Origin of the sequence: Bacillus sp. JJ1127 (assembly GCF_036965845.1) — a bacterium.
Taxonomy (GTDB): Bacteria; Bacillota; Bacilli; order Bacillales; family Bacillaceae_G; genus Bacillus_A.
This window is the reverse complement of record NZ_JBALQK010000246.1, coordinates 828-1,061: the sequence shown is the minus strand read 5'-3', so window position 1 is coordinate 1,061 and position 234 is coordinate 828. Positions and strand designations below refer to the sequence as shown.

The following is a 234-nucleotide window of genomic DNA, read 5'->3' as shown; positions in this document are numbered from 1 at the left end:
TAATCACTTGACCATTTTGGAGTAAGTCTACTTTGATTGTTTTCGGACGATCTGTCGCATTGTCGTCTTTCCACGTCTTTGTTCCTTCTACTTTTGTTTGACCTACTTTTGTGTTTGTAATGTCATAACCGTGTACTTCTGTTTTGTAACCATCTACTGGTTGTTCCTTTACTTCATACTTGTAAGCAGTGCCATCTGCATCGTATGCTGCTAAATCTTTGAATTCATATTTCC

The 234-nt window shown here is 37.6% G+C and carries 1 protein-coding gene; it reads right to left on the bottom strand.

Features of this window, described 5'->3' with window-relative positions; genetic code table 11:
* The coding region (locus tag V7183_RS21260; protein WP_335360749.1) for a Cna B-type domain-containing protein at positions 1–234 on the bottom strand (234 nt) is incomplete at both ends.